Origin of the sequence: Bacillus mexicanus (genome assembly GCF_050445615.1) — a bacterium.
In the GTDB taxonomy this organism is placed as follows: domain Bacteria; phylum Bacillota; class Bacilli; order Bacillales; family Bacillaceae; genus Bacillus; species Bacillus mexicanus.
The window spans coordinates 289,190-302,397 of record NZ_JBCEYV010000001.1; the positions used below are offsets into that span (position 1 = coordinate 289,190).

General features: G+C 44.7%; 11 protein-coding genes, 1 other RNA gene and 1 other annotated feature. Of the genes, 11 read left to right on the forward strand and 1 reads right to left on the reverse strand.

What is annotated here, in order from left to right; all coding sequences use genetic code 11:
- The first annotated feature begins 96 nt into the window (after positions 1-96).
- The 6 genes from AAGG74_RS01555 (at position 97) to dtd (ending at position 6,771) form a co-directional block, all read left to right on the forward strand.
- Positions 97-594, forward strand: a complete 498-nt coding sequence (locus tag AAGG74_RS01555) for a cation:proton antiporter regulatory subunit (protein WP_429674345.1) — start codon at positions 97-99, stop codon at positions 592-594.
- 74 nt (positions 595-668) lie between these two features.
- Positions 669-1,001 carry a LapA family protein gene (locus AAGG74_RS01560; protein ID WP_429674346.1) on the forward strand — a complete coding sequence of 111 codons (333 nt, stop codon included), beginning with the start codon at positions 669-671 and terminating at the stop codon, positions 999-1,001.
- A gap of 66 nt (positions 1,002-1,067) precedes the next feature.
- The gene (gene recJ, locus AAGG74_RS01565; protein ID WP_429674347.1) at positions 1,068-3,428 is read left to right on the forward strand and encodes a single-stranded-DNA-specific exonuclease RecJ; all 2,361 of its coding nucleotides are present in this window, start codon (positions 1,068-1,070) and stop codon (positions 3,426-3,428) included.
- Positions 3,429-3,433: 5 nt separating this feature from the next.
- Positions 3,434-3,946: an adenine phosphoribosyltransferase gene (locus AAGG74_RS01570; RefSeq protein ID WP_162102270.1), complete on the forward strand. Its 513-nt coding sequence runs from the start codon at positions 3,434-3,436 to the stop codon at positions 3,944-3,946.
- A 167-nt stretch (positions 3,947-4,113) separates the two neighbouring features.
- Positions 4,114-6,318, forward strand: a complete 2,205-nt coding sequence (relA, locus tag AAGG74_RS01575; protein ID WP_162102271.1) for a GTP diphosphokinase — start codon at positions 4,114-4,116, stop codon at positions 6,316-6,318.
- Positions 6,319-6,330: 12 nt separating this feature from the next.
- The gene (gene dtd / locus AAGG74_RS01580; RefSeq protein ID WP_162102272.1) at positions 6,331-6,771 is read left to right on the forward strand and encodes a D-aminoacyl-tRNA deacylase; all 441 of its coding nucleotides are present in this window, start codon (positions 6,331-6,333) and stop codon (positions 6,769-6,771) included.
- A gap of 25 nt (positions 6,772-6,796) precedes the next feature.
- Here the strand turns inward: dtd and AAGG74_RS01585 are convergent, their stop codons facing one another.
- On the reverse strand, positions 6,797-8,350 hold the full coding sequence (locus AAGG74_RS01585; protein WP_429674348.1) for an N-acetylmuramoyl-L-alanine amidase family protein: 1,554 nt from the start codon (positions 8,348-8,350) through the stop codon (positions 6,797-6,799).
- A gap of 131 nt (positions 8,351-8,481) precedes the next feature.
- Between AAGG74_RS01585 and AAGG74_RS01590 the strand changes: the two genes are divergently transcribed.
- From AAGG74_RS01590 to AAGG74_RS01610, 5 genes are all read left to right on the forward strand, one after another.
- Entirely contained in the window at positions 8,482-8,652 is a 171-nt protein-coding gene (locus AAGG74_RS01590) for a YrzK family protein (RefSeq protein ID WP_162102274.1), read from the forward strand.
- A 59-nt stretch (positions 8,653-8,711) separates the two neighbouring features.
- Positions 8,712-8,943, forward strand: a binding site (T-box leader).
- A gap of 78 nt (positions 8,944-9,021) precedes the next feature.
- Positions 9,022-10,296 carry a histidine--tRNA ligase gene (hisS, locus tag AAGG74_RS01595; RefSeq protein ID WP_429674349.1) on the forward strand — a complete coding sequence of 425 codons (1,275 nt, stop codon included), beginning with the start codon at positions 9,022-9,024 and terminating at the stop codon, positions 10,294-10,296.
- 13 nt (positions 10,297-10,309) lie between these two features.
- Positions 10,310-12,088: an aspartate--tRNA ligase gene (gene aspS, locus AAGG74_RS01600; RefSeq protein ID WP_429674350.1), complete on the forward strand. Its 1,779-nt coding sequence runs from the start codon at positions 10,310-10,312 to the stop codon at positions 12,086-12,088.
- Positions 12,089-12,148: 60 nt separating this feature from the next.
- Positions 12,149-12,341: non-coding RNA, 6S RNA (gene ssrS / locus AAGG74_RS01605), on the forward strand.
- A gap of 81 nt (positions 12,342-12,422) precedes the next feature.
- Positions 12,423-13,187 carry a tRNA threonylcarbamoyladenosine dehydratase gene (locus tag AAGG74_RS01610; RefSeq protein ID WP_162102277.1) on the forward strand — a complete coding sequence of 255 codons (765 nt, stop codon included), beginning with the start codon at positions 12,423-12,425 and terminating at the stop codon, positions 13,185-13,187.
- Positions 13,188-13,208 lie beyond the last annotated feature (21 nt).

Here is a 13,208-nt window from a genome sequence, read left to right on the forward strand (position 1 = left end):
AGACATTTGTTATAATGACATACGCTTACATTTACACATATAAATGGTGTTGAGATTGTTTATGACTGGTTTTCAGATATGTAGGAGGGTTTATAAATGAGGATCCGCGAATCGGAGCTGCCGGGCATAGGGCATAAAGTTGAAATCATGACGAGAAATCGGGATAAAATGTCAATTGTCATTCATCATGACGGCCGAAGAGAGCTGTACTATTTTGACGAAAATGATCATGAAGAATGTGTTGCCTCCGTGCAGTTTGATGACGTTGAAGCAAGACAAGTCTCTGCCATTCTCGGCGGAATGGCATATAAACCGAAAGCATTAGAACGGGTCGAGTCAGCGCTGGATGATCTAATCATAGAGTGGTGTAAAGCAGAGACGGGAGCGCCTGCCGTTCATCATACAATTGGTGATTTGGACGCGAGGCGAGAATATCATGTGACAGTCATCGCGATTATAAAGAAGAGTCAGGATAAACAACTGAACCCGGGATCTGAAACAGTCATTGATGAAGGTGATACACTTGTCATTTCCGGTGAGAGTAATGGACTGAAGAGGCTGATTCGGGAAAAATTTACTGCGAATGGGGCTTAACCTCGTGTTAAGCCATGTTTACATCCAGTCTTGATAGGGAAAGTTACCTCAATAAAAAGTTTGGGGGAAAGAGAATGAATAAACAATGGACCATTATTTTTGCACTTATATTCACTTTAATTGTCGCTATTTTTGCAGTCATTAATGTAAGATCCGTAGAAGTTGATTACCTGTTTGGCAGGTCGGAGTGGCCGCTCATCCTAGTTATTATAGGGTCAGTTTTAATGGGCGCGCTGATCGTATTTTCTGCCGGTGTTTTTCAGGTGATGAAATTAAAGCGGGAAATAAAAGCGTTGCGGAAAGAAAATAAAGCTGCTCAAGGAACGGTACATAACCAAGAGGATACGCTGCATTCTGATCTGAACGACACACAGGATGCATCAGCTGAACTTGAGAAAAAAGACTAGTTTTTGAATAATATTTGAAACCCCTCAGTCTGCTCTAGTATAATAGGGTGGTTGAGGGGTGAATTTATGTTAGCGTCAAAAATGCGATGGGAAATCCAGCGACCAGATCAGGATAAGGTCAAATCACTCACAGAACAATTGCATATAACACCACTTGTTGCGTCCCTGCTTGTAAAAAGAGGCTTTGATACGGCAGAAAGCGCAAAGCTGTTTTTACATACAAAGGAAGCCGATTTTTATGATCCTTTCGAAATGAAGGGCATGAAAGAAGCGGCAGATCGAATAAAACAGGCGATTTCACAACAAGAACAGATTATGATATATGGCGATTATGATGCCGATGGAGTTACCAGTACGTCAGTGATGCTTCATACGCTGCAAAAGCTGTCGGCTCAAGTTGATTTTTATATACCTGACCGCTTTAAAGAAGGATATGGCCCTAATGAACAGGCGTTTCGTTTGATTAAAGAACGGGGCTTCTCTCTGGTTATAACGGTTGATACAGGAATTGCCGCTGTGCATGAAGCGAAGGTGGCAAGGGAACTCGGACTGGATGTTATTATTACGGATCACCATGAGCCGGGACCAGAGCTTCCGGATGCCCACGCGATCGTCCACCCGAAGCAGCCTGGCTGCACATATCCGTTTAAAGAGCTTGCCGGGGTTGGGGTCGCGTTTAAGCTTGCCCATGCTTTATTAGGGGAACTGCCGGATGAATTGCTTGATTTGGCGGCAATCGGCACCATTGCCGATCTTGTCCCGCTGCATGATGAAAACAGATTAATTGCAATACTGGGACTTGAAAGGCTTCGCCGGACGAATCGGCTGGGCTTAAAAGAGCTGGTCAAGCTGTCGGGCGGAGACATCGGAGAAGCGAACGAAGAAACAGTAGGGTTCCAGATAGCGCCGAGGCTGAATGCCGTCGGAAGAATCGAGCAGGCGGATCCCGCTGTTCATTTGCTCATGTCAGAGGATTTGTTTGAAGCGGCAGAGCTTGCTGCTGGTATTGATGAGCTGAACAAAGAACGTCAAAAAATGGTCAGCAAAATGACGGATGAAGCGATTGAAATGGTTGAACAGCAAGGTCTCGACCAAACTGCAATCGTTGTCGCTAAAGCCGGATGGAATCCAGGAGTCGTCGGGATTGTGGCTTCAAAGCTTGTTGACCGTTTCTACCGTCCGGCTGTTGTGCTTGGCATTGATGAAGAAAAAGGAATCGCCAAAGGCTCGGCCCGAAGCATCAGAGGCTTTAATTTATTCGAGAGCCTTTCTGAATGCAGAGATATTCTTCCTCATTTCGGCGGCCATCCAATGGCGGCGGGAATGACGCTAAATACTGAAGATGTGCCGGATTTACGAGATAGGCTGAATGAAATAGCGAACAACACGCTTACGGAAGAGGATTTTATTCCTGTGCAGGAAGTAGATCTCGTCTGCGGTTTGGAGGACATTACAGTTGAAAGCATCACAGAGATGAACCTGCTGTCCCCCTTTGGCATGCTGAACCCAAAACCGCACGTTCTCGTAGAAAACGCTGTGCTGGAAGATATCCGCAAAATAGGCGCTAATAAAAATCATGTGAAAATGACGATCAGAAACGAGTCATCTCAACTTGATTGCGTCGGCTTTAATAAAGGTGAGCTTGAAGAAGGCATCGTCCGCGGATCAAGAATTTCAATTGTCGGCGAGATGTCTATTAACGAATGGAATAATAGAAAAAAACCGCAGCTAATGATTAAGGATGCCGCGGTTTCTGAATGGCAGCTGTTTGACTTAAGGGGAAAACGGATGTGGGAAGACACAGTTTCCGTCCTTCCATCTGCCAAACGGACCATTGTCTCTTTCAAAGAAGACTCAACAGCACTTCTTCAGACTGAAGATCTTCGCCGCGATGTGCATGTCATCAGCTTAGAAGATCAAGCGAAGGCATTAGACCTTGATGGTGCGTTTACTGTATTGCTGGATCCGCCGCCTTCATTGGACATGCTTGCACGTTTGCTGGAAAACAAGGCGCCGGAGCGGATATATTTTATTTTTCTCAATCAAGAGGACCACTTTTTATCGACATTTCCCGCAAGAGACCACTTTAAATGGTATTATGCGTTCTTGCTGAAAAGAGGCACTTTTGACGTGAAAAAACACGGCTCAGAGCTTGCAAGGCATAAAGGCTGGTCCATTGAGACAATCAATTTCATGACAAAGGTGTTTTTTGATCTAGGTTTTGTTAAAATAGAGAATGGTGTGCTGTCTGTGGTCACCGGAGTAAAGAAACGAGATTTAACAGACTCACAAACATATCAGGCGAAGCAGCAGCTGATGGAATTGGATCAAAAGCTGAATTATTCTTCTGCTGAAGAGCTGAAGGAATGGCTGAATAAGCTGATGAAACATGATTCAGAGGCTTATGAAAGTACGAGGAGGACATAAAACAGATGGATTTAAAACAATACGTAACAATTGTACCGGATTACCCGAAAGAGGGCGTGCAATTTAAAGATATTACGACACTGATGGATAAAGGCGACGTATACCGCTATGCCACAGACCAAATTGTTGAATACGCGAAAGAAAAACAAATTGATTTGGTCGTAGGCCCTGAAGCGCGCGGCTTTATTATCGGCTGTCCCGTTGCTTACGCGCTTGGCGTAGGTTTTGCTCCGGTCCGCAAAGAAGGCAAATTGCCTCGTGAAGTGATCAAAGTGGACTACGGCTTGGAATATGGAAAAGACGTATTAACGATCCACAAAGATGCGATTCAACCAGGTCAGCGTGTGCTAATTACAGATGACTTGCTTGCGACAGGCGGCACAATTGAAGCAACAATCAAACTTGTTGAAGAACTTGGCGGCGTTGTTGCTGGTATCGCTTTCTTAATCGAGCTTTCTTACCTTGACGGCAGAAAGAAGCTTGAAAATTATGATATGCTAACGTTAATGAAATACTAAAGATAATCGCATAACGAAAAAAGCACTCCATGTTAGGGTGCTTTTTTCCTATTGTTTTGCGTTTATTTTATATAATATCGGCTATTTGAGCTTCTGCTCTTTACATCTTTCGTTTTTTTCTTGATAATAAACTACAATACAGTTTACATTCTAAAAAAGGTGATTCCATGGCGAACGAACAAGTATTGACTGCCGAGCAAGTTATTGATAAAGCGCGCAGCTATCTATCTGGTGAGCATATCGCATTTGTCGAGAAAGCATATCTGTATGCTGAGGATGCTCATCGCGAGCAATACCGCAAATCGGGCGAACCATATATTATTCATCCGATTCAGGTTGCGGGAATTCTCGTTGATCTTGAGATGGACCCTTCCACAATCGCGGGCGGATTTCTGCACGATGTGGTGGAAGATACAGATGTGACGCTCGATGACCTGAAAGAAGCATTTTCCGAAGAAGTGGCAATGCTTGTTGACGGTGTAACAAAGCTCGGTAAAATTAAATATAAATCACAAGAGGAACAGCAGGCGGAAAATCATCGCAAAATGTTTGTCGCTATGGCTCAAGATATCAGGGTCATACTGATCAAGCTGGCGGATCGTCTTCACAATATGCGGACGCTAAAGCATCTCCCTCAGCAAAAACAGCGGAGAATTTCCAATGAAACGCTGGAAATTTTTGCTCCTTTGGCGCATCGTCTCGGGATATCAAAGATTAAGTGGGAACTGGAAGATACAGCGCTCCGTTATTTGAATCCTCAGCAATATTACAGAATTGTCAACCTCATGAAGAAAAAACGCGCAGAACGTGAGCTTTATGTCGATGAGGTTGTCAATGAAGTGAAGAAACGTGTCGAAGAAGTGAATATCAAGGCTGACTTTTCGGGACGTCCAAAACATATTTACAGCATCTATCGAAAAATGGTGCTGCAAAATAAGCAATTTAACGAAATTTACGATTTATTGGCTGTCCGCATTCTTGTGAATAGCATAAAGGACTGCTACGCGGTGCTCGGCATCATTCACACATGCTGGAAGCCTATGCCCGGCAGATTCAAAGATTATATCGCAATGCCGAAGCCGAATATGTATCAATCGCTTCATACAACGGTTATCGGGCCTAAAGGTGATCCGCTGGAAGTGCAGATCCGCACCTTTGAAATGCATGAAATTGCGGAATACGGGGTTGCGGCCCACTGGGCTTATAAAGAGGGGAAAGCGGCCAATGAGAGCGCAACCTTTGAGAAAAAGCTATCTTGGTTCCGTGAAATTTTAGAATTCCAAAATGAATCAACAGATGCAGAAGAATTTATGGAATCGCTCAAAATCGATTTGTTTTCTGATATGGTGTATGTCTTTACGCCGAAAGGAGATGTAATCGAGCTTCCGTCCGGCTCCGTTCCGATTGATTTTTCTTACCGAATTCACTCGGAAATCGGCAATAAAACAATTGGTGCTAAAGTAAACGGAAAAATGGTTACGCTTGATCATAAGCTTCGGACAGGTGATATCGTTGAAATTCTCACCTCTAAGCACTCCTACGGTCCGAGCCAGGATTGGGTGAAGCTTGCCCAAACCTCCCAGGCAAAGCATAAAATCCGTCAATTCTTCAAGAAACAGCGGCGCGAAGAAAACGTTGAAAAAGGCCGCGAGCTTGTAGAGAAAGAAATTAAAAACCTTGATTTTGAAGTAAAGGATGTCTTAACGCCTGAGAATATTCAAAAGGTTGCTGACAAGTTTAATTTCTCAAATGAAGAGGATATGTACGCAGCGGTCGGATATAACGGCATTACAGCCTTACAGGTGGCAAACCGCCTGACGGAAAAAGAGAGAAAGCAGCGCGACCAGGAAGAACAGGAAAAAAGCGTGCAGGAAGTCAATGCGGAGCCTAAGCCATACCCGCAGGGCCGAAAACGGGAAGCAGGCGTTCGCGTCAAGGGAATCGACAATCTTCTTGTCCGTTTGTCAAAATGCTGCAATCCTGTACCGGGTGACGACATTGTTGGATTTATTACAAAGGGAAGAGGGGTTTCGGTCCATCGTGAAGACTGTCCGAACGTCAAAACGAATGAAGCTCAAGAGCGGCTGATTCCGGTAGAGTGGGAGCATGAGTCACAGGTTCAAAAGCGTAAGGAATACAACGTTGAGATAGAGATTCTTGGGTATGACCGCCGCGGATTGCTAAACGAGGTGCTTCAGGCAGTGAATGAAACGAAAACAAATATTTCATCTGTCTCTGGCAAATCGGATCGCAATAAAGTGGCTACCATTCATATGGCCATTTTTATTCAGAACATCAATCACTTGCACAAAGTCGTCGAGCGTATTAAACAGATAAGAGATATCTATTCTGTGCGCCGCGTTATGAACTAAAGGGGTTAGAACATGAGACTAGTTGTTCAGAGAGTAACAGATGCAAGCGTTACAGTGGATGAAAAGGTCGTCGGCCAAATTGGACAAGGCATCATGGTGCTGGTTGGCATCACTCACGAGGATACAGAAGAGGATGCAGCTTATTTAGCTGATAAAGTGGTTCATCTCCGTATTTTCGATGACAGTGAAGGGAAAATGAATCTGTCTCTTTTAGATATAGGAGGGGAGATTTTATCTGTCTCTCAATTTACGCTATACGGAGATACGAAAAAAGGGCGCCGTCCAAACTACATGAACGCCGCCAAACCTGATAAAGCATTAGGCCTTTATGAAAAATGGAACGACCTGCTTCGTGAAAAAGGAATCAAAGTGGAGACCGGAACGTTTGGAGCGATGATGGATGTTCAGCTTACAAACTCCGGACCGGTCACACTCATCATGGATTCAAAATAAAAAAGCTGCCAAAAGGCAGCTTTTTTTATTGGAAGTATTTCTCTAGTCCGCTTTCGATCCCATCTGTTACTTTTTCTTGGTATGAATTGCTATGTACAATCGCTTCTTCCTGCGGATGGCTTACATATCCCAGCTCATAGAGCATAGCGGGCTGTCTGTTTTCCCGGAGCACATAATAATCTCCGAATAACACACCGCGGTCAGGAATAGAAGAACGCTTTACCACTTCAGAGTGAACGGCGGATGCCAGTTTCTGATCTTTGGCAGGACTGTAGTAATAAGCGGTGCTGCCTCTCGTGGAAGTATCCGCATAGCTGTCAAAGTGAATGCTGATGAAGGCGTCGGCGTTGCGATAGTGCGACGTAGAGACTCGTGACTGCAGGCTGACAAAGGTATCATCCTGGCGTGTCACATACACATTGGCCCCAGCGGATCTGAGTTTGCTTGCGAGCCGTTTTGCCGTTTTGATTGTCAGGTTTTTCTCGAATTTACCTGAATAACCGATCGTTCCGCTGTCTTTTCCGCCGTGCCCCGGATCAACAATAATCGTTTTATTGTTTAGAGACCCGTTTCCAGACGGGGAATCAGATGCAGGAGGTTCGCCGGCTTCTTCTGCGCTTTTAGACGTTTGAACCACCCAATTGGCTACATAACCAGTCTGCCCGTTATCGAGCTTAATTTGATACCAGCTGCCTTTAGAACCAGTAATGGTGAATGAATCGCCTTTGGCAGCACGTTCAACGATTGAAGCGGATGTTGATGCATCACTTCTTACATTCGTTCCTCCGTATACAATATAGGCTTTTTTAGCGGAGGATGAACGGCCGGCATTTGCCGAACTTTCCGCTGGATCAGAATTAGTCAAAAGGTAATGGCTTGCAACCCAGCCTTTCAGCCCATTCGCCTCAATATGAGCCCAGCCATTTTTTTCATTGAGAACTGTCACTTTCATTCCGCGATCCAGTTTCGTTATAATCGCTGCATCATGTGAGGCGGAGGCTCTCACATTCAGTGCAGAAACACCGACTTTGCCCGCTGAAGCACCGACAGTATTGTTTTGATGACCTACATTAGATGCTGAACTGCTGTGATTTGACGTGACATATCCGGATGACACCCATCCTGTAGCATTTTGATAGGATATCTTGGTCCAGCCGGAACCTTTCTCAAGAACAGACGCCTGGCTGCCTTGCGGGAATTTGCCGATGACCTTGTAGGAAGTGCCCGGGCCTGTTCGCATCCTTAGATCGGGGTCTGTTGATGTCACAGTATCACTGCTTTTTGAAGAGTTTGTGCCGGCTTGGTCTTTCTTTGCAATAAGCCAGGAGACCACCCACCCCTTTTTTCCGGAGCCAAGCTGAATCTGCACCCAGTCTCCGTCTTCCTTTAAAATTGGGTAATGCTCGCCTTTTTTCACTTTCGCTGTAATACCGTAGCTAAGTCCAGGGCCGCTTCTGACATTCATGTCATCTGTTGCGATAACCGCTTCTCCCTGTGCGGCTGTAACGTCGGAAAAAGTCGGGAACAGGGTCCCGGCAAAAATAATACATACAATAAGAACAACGTATTTCTTGCTCATTATGCCCTCCTTTCTGATGATCAATAAAAAGCATTCTTGCTTAATATCGTAAAGTCCTTTCTGATTTTTAAATAAAAATAAAATGATTTGTTTATACTAGGCGTAAATACAATCAAAAAGGTGTGCAAATCATGAAATATCATCCAAAAATGGGACGTGCATTTCACGACGGTGAAGCAAATCTGCATTACAGCGATCACGCAGATCCCGATACAATCGGTTATCTTACTGAAACAGCATCTGAGTTCGGCCTTATGTCCAAAGAAGCAGCAATGAGGAAAAACAACCGGAATAAAGCTTGACAGAGAACCCCAATCCCATTATTATAATAGAAATTGAGTACATAGCAAGTGATGAAAAATTTGAACCAATAATGGAGAAGAGTAGGTCAGATTGCATGGCTAGAGAGGAACCGCCCTAGGCTGAAAGCGGATCCCATTGCGTCTTTCTCGAAACAACACTCCGGAGGTTTCCTGCTGAACGCGTTCATTCCGTCATTAGGCAGTGAACGTGAACCTGCGTTAAAGGATCGAGCGGGAATATGAACATATTCCAACTAGGGTGGCACCACGGGTATAACTCTCGTCCCTACTATAAATTTATAGTAGGGGCGGGAGTTTTTTTGTTTTCATCATGAACGATAATTGTAATTGACATAAGGAGGTCTTCATATGGGATATAACATTCCAAGAGGAACACAGGATATTCTGCCTGGAGAATCAGATCGCTGGCAGTTTGTTGAACAAATTATGAGAGACACTTGCCGCACTTATCAATATAAAGAAATCCGCACACCGATTTTTGAGCATACGGAGCTGTTTGCCAGAGGCGTCGGAGAATCGACGGATATCGTACAAAAAGAAATGTATACCTTTCAAGACCGTAAAGGCAGAAGCCTGACGCTTCGTCCAGAAGGAACAGCAGCGGCGGTACGCGCTTTTAATGAAAATAAGCTGTTTGCGAATCCTGTTCAGCCGACAAAACTTTATTATGTCGGGCCGATGTTCCGGTATGAACGTCCGCAAACAGGCCGCTACCGCCAGTTTTATCAGTTTGGAATTGAAGCGATTGGCTCGAAAGATCCTGCAATCGATGCCGAGGTAATGGCGCTTGCCATGAGTATTTATCAAAAAGCAGGCTTGCAAAATGTTAAGCTTGTCATCAACAGTCTCGGCGATCAAGAAAGCCGCAAAAGCTACAGAGAAGCACTCGTCAAGCATTTTGAGCCTCGCATTGAAGAGTTTTGTTCAGACTGCCAGTCACGGCTGCACACAAACCCGCTCAGAATCTTGGATTGCAAAAAAGACCGTGATCATGAGCTCATGAAATCGGCACCTTCGATTCTGACATACTTAAATGAAGAATCAGCCGCTTATTTTGAAAAAGTGAAGCAATATTTAAACGACCTTGGCATTACGTATGAAATTGATCGTAACCTTGTAAGAGGGCTGGATTATTACAACCACACTGCGTTTGAGATCATGAGCAATGCGGAGGGCTTTGGCGCCATTACGACACTTGCCGGCGGCGGACGCTACGACGGACTTGTCGAGCAAATCGGCGGACCTGAAGCGCCGGGCATCGGATTTGCGATGAGCATTGAACGCCTGCTTGCGGCAATTGATGCTGAAAAAAGAGAACTGCCTGTTGATCGGGGAATCGACTGTTATATCGTCACACTCGGCGAAAAAGCGAAGGATTATTCTGTTTCCTTAGTGTACAAGCTTAGAGAAGCAGGTATTTCCAGTGAAATCGATTATGAAAATAAGAAAATGAAAGGCCAGTTTAAAGCAGCTGACCGCCTGAAGGCCAGATTTATTGCAATTTTGGGTGAGGATGAGCTTACCCAAAATAAAATCAATGTTAAAGATGCACAAACGGGTGAACAGATTGAAGTGGCACTTGATGAATTGATACATGTGATGAAGGCAAACCAAAAGGGATAAGGAGTGGAATATATTGTTTGGAAGAACCTATTATTGCGGTGATATAACTGAAAAAGCAATCGGCGAATCTGTAACGCTGAAGGGCTGGGTCCAAAAAAGACGCGACCTCGGCGGATTGATTTTTATTGACTTGCGTGACCGTACGGGGATTGTTCAAGTTGTGTTTAATCCGGATGTGTCAAAAGAGGCGCTTGCAGTTGCGGAAGGCATCAGAAACGAATATGTGCTTGATATTCAGGGGAAAGTAGTAGCGCGTGAAGAAGGCACAGTCAATGCGAATTTGAAAACAGGCGCGATCGAAATTCACGCTGATGGAGTGATTGTTTTAAATGCTGCAAAGACACCTCCGTTTGCCATTTCTGATCAAGCGGAAGACGTATCAGAGGATGTCCGTTTAAAATACCGTTACTTAGATTTGCGCAGACCGGCTATGTTTCAAACGATGCAGCTGCGCCACAATGTGACGAAAGCGGCTCGCGGCTTCTTAGATGAAAATGGATTTCTTGATATCGAAACGCCGATTTTAACAGGGAGCACACCCGAAGGCGCGCGTGACTACTTGGTGCCAAGCCGTGTGCATGAAGGTGAGTTTTATGCATTGCCACAGTCTCCGCAGCTCTTTAAACAGCTTCTGATGGTATCCGGCATTGAACGCTATTATCAGATTGCCCGCTGTTTCCGAGATGAAGACTTGCGTGCGGACCGCCAGCCTGAGTTTACACAAATTGATATTGAAATGTCCTTTATGAGCCAAGAAGACATTATGTCATTGGCTGAGAATATGATGGCAAAGATCATGCGTGAAACAAAAGGTGTCGAACTTACGCTTCCTCTTCCTAGAATGACGTATGACGAAGCAATGAACAAATACGGATCTGATAAACCTGATACGCGTTTTGACATGCTTTTGACAGATGTATCTGACATTGTGAAGGATACAGAGTTTAAAGTATTCTCGTCGGCTGTAGAAAACGGCGGCGTGGTAAAAGCCATCAATGTAAAAGGCGGAGCAGGTGATTACTCTAGAAAAGACATCGACGCTCTTGGCGTTTTTGCTGCAAACTACGGCGCAAAAGGACTTGCTTGGGTAAAAGTTGAGGCAGACGGAGTGAAAGGCCCGATCGCCAAGTTCTTTGATGAAGAAAAGCAATCTAAACTGATTGAAGCACTTGGTGCTGCTGAAGGTGATTTGCTGCTGTTCGGAGCGGATACATTTGAAACTGTAGCTGCATCACTTGGCGCTCTGCGCTTAAAGCTTGGGAAAGAACGCGGACTGATAGATGAAAACCTGTTCAATTTCTTATGGGTGATCGACTGGCCGCTCTTAGAGCATGATCAGGAGGAAGGCCGTTTTTACGCAGCCCATCATCCTTTTACAATGCCTGTCCGCGAAGACCTTGAATTGATTGAAACAGCGCCTGAAGAGATGAAAGCACAAGCCTATGACCTCGTTTTAAACGGCTATGAGCTTGGCGGCGGTTCGATTCGTATTTTCGAAAAAGACATTCAGGAAAAAATGTTTACACTTCTTGGCTTCTCAAAAGAAGAAGCGGCTGAACAGTTCGGATTTTTACTGGAAGCATTTGAATATGGCGCTCCTCCGCACGGCGGAATCGCGCTTGGCTTAGACCGTCTCGTTATGCTTCTTGCGGGACGCTCAAACCTAAGAGATACGATCGCCTTCCCGAAAACAGCAAGCGCGAGCTGCTTGATGACAGAAGCGCCAGGAGAAGTAAGCGATGCTCAGCTTGATGAGCTTCATCTTTCTATTAAGAAAAAAGTAAAGAATTGAATGAGCAGTTCGATTCTTGAAAATCAAAATCGTCTGTGATATGATTTTGACAAGTTAAATAAAGTCCTGATGTGTTAGTTGTACACCTAGTTTTGACCGAACATTTTTTTGATTTGGGAGCCCGCATTTTTAAATGGCGTACACGCCTCTTTTCATTCGGTAAAGAGGACTTACAAGATTTAAAAGAGGGCACCCACCTGCTGAGAGCGGGTTCAAAACAAAGGGAAGCTGCAACGGCACTATTGGGACTTTATTTTTGTGTGCAGAAAAAACGGCTGTTTTCAGATCAGCCGTTTAATAGATGAAACCAGAATACGAATGTGGAGTGAGGTTCTTGTTACACCAGTTTTCACGCAATGAATTAGCTATCGGAAAAGAAGGCCTTGAAACGCTGAAACACAGCACGGTCGCTGTGCTTGGGGTCGGCGGAGTCGGGTCATTTGCTGCGGAAGCTCTCGCACGGTCAGGCGTCGGCCGCATTTTGCTTGTCGACAAAGATGATGTGGATATTACAAATGTAAACCGCCAGCTTCACGCGATGCTTTCAACAGTCGGGCAGCCGAAAGTTGATTTAATGAAAGCGCGGATCGCAGACATTAATCCAGAGTGTGAAGTGATTTCGTTAAAAATGTTTTATACAGAAGAAACGTATGAGCAATTCTTTGAATATAACTTAGACTATGTGATTGACGCGTCAGACACGATTCATTACAAAATCCATTTAATGAAAGAATGTTTGAGGCGTGATATTCCGCTCATCTCCAGTATGGGTGCCGCAAATAAAACCGACCCGACACGCTTCCAAATCGCTGATATTTCAAAAACGCACACTGATCCAATTGCGAAGGTCGTCCGTACGCGATTACGCAAAGAAGGCATCAAAAAGGGCGTTCAAGTGATTTTCTCTGACGAAAGCCCAATTGTCATTCGAGAAGACGTCAGAAAAGAAGTGGGAAATGACGAAGCGGAAATCCGCAAAGCAAAAATGCCGCCATCCTCTAATGCTTTTGTGCCGTCAGTTGCCGGTTTGATTATGGGCGGACATGTTGTCATGGATCTTTTGAAAGACATTGAAATCAAACGCGTGAAGGATAAATAACGCATAAAAGCAGCCTTGACT

Bases quoted from the DNA above. Each gene is read 5' to 3' on its own strand.
- AAGG74_RS01555 (WP_429674345.1), top strand. From the start codon at position 97: ATGAGGATCCGCGAATCGGAGCTGCCGGGCATAGGGCATAAAGTTGAA.
- AAGG74_RS01570 (WP_162102270.1), top strand. From the start codon at position 3,434: ATGGATTTAAAACAATACGTAACAATTGTACCGGATTACCCGAAAGAG.
- relA (WP_162102271.1), top strand. From the start codon at position 4,114: ATGGCGAACGAACAAGTATTGACTGCCGAGCAAGTTATTGATAAAGCG.
- AAGG74_RS01585 (WP_429674348.1), bottom strand. From the start codon at position 8,350: ATGAGCAAGAAATACGTTGTTCTTATTGTATGTATTATTTTTGCCGGG.
- AAGG74_RS01590 (WP_162102274.1), top strand. From the start codon at position 8,482: ATGAAATATCATCCAAAAATGGGACGTGCATTTCACGACGGTGAAGCA.
- dtd (WP_162102272.1), top strand. From the start codon at position 6,331: ATGAGACTAGTTGTTCAGAGAGTAACAGATGCAAGCGTTACAGTGGAT.
- hisS (WP_429674349.1), top strand. From the start codon at position 9,022: ATGGGATATAACATTCCAAGAGGAACACAGGATATTCTGCCTGGAGAA.
- recJ (WP_429674347.1), top strand. From the start codon at position 1,068: ATGTTAGCGTCAAAAATGCGATGGGAAATCCAGCGACCAGATCAGGAT.
- AAGG74_RS01560 (WP_429674346.1), top strand. From the start codon at position 669: ATGAATAAACAATGGACCATTATTTTTGCACTTATATTCACTTTAATT.